Genomic DNA, 689 nt, shown 5'->3' with positions numbered 1-689 from the left:
CGAAGGCGGCCAGGGCGCCCAGGGTCTGGCCGAGTGTCTGGCCGAGGGCGGGGCGGCCGGGGCCGCGGTCAACAAGAGGGGGGATCATGGGATTGCTCCTTGGTGTCATTGGCGAGCAGGGTAAATTGTTTTTGATTCGGGGATAATCTACCCTTCCGGAACAACATTGTTTCCATATTGAGAACAGCATGAACCAGGATGCCTTCGCCCTGCTCCCGGCCTTCGTCGCCGTGGTGGAGTCGGGCAGTTTCTCCGGCGCCGCCCGCCAGCTCGGCCTCAGCAAGTCGGTGCTGAGCAAGAAGGTGAGCCAGCTCGAGCAGGCCCTCGGCTGCCAGCTCATCTATCGCACCACCCGCTCCCTCACCCTCACCGAGGCGGGGGAGCGCTACTTCGAGACGGTCCGCCATGCGGTGCGTCTGGCCAGCGACGGGGAAGATGCCATCGGCGCCCTGCAATCGGCCCCCCGCGGCCTGCTGCGGGTAACTGTGCCCATGGTCTATGGCCGGCGCCACATCGCCCCCCTTGTCCCCGAGTTTCTCGCCCTCCACCCCGAGGTGCAGTTGCAGCTAGAGATGAGCGACGCCCAGCAGGATCTGGTGGCCGAGGGGTTCGACGTGGCGGTGCGCATCGGCGAGCTGGAGGATTCGAGCCTGGTCGCCCGCCGCCTCGCCCCCTGTCTCAGCACCCTG

Annotated in this window: 1 protein-coding gene; it reads left to right on the top strand. The window is 66.6% G+C overall.

The annotated features are described in order from the left end of the window. Positions 1–188: 188 nt before the first annotated feature. Positions 189–689: LysR family transcriptional regulator (locus BN1127_RS19520; RefSeq protein WP_042650544.1), on the top strand; the 501-nt coding region annotated here is incomplete at its 3' end.

Source organism: Aeromonas media, assembly GCF_000819985.1.
GTDB lineage: Bacteria > Pseudomonadota > Gammaproteobacteria > Enterobacterales > Aeromonadaceae > Aeromonas > Aeromonas media.
This window is presented reverse-complemented; position numbering and strand designations above follow the sequence as displayed.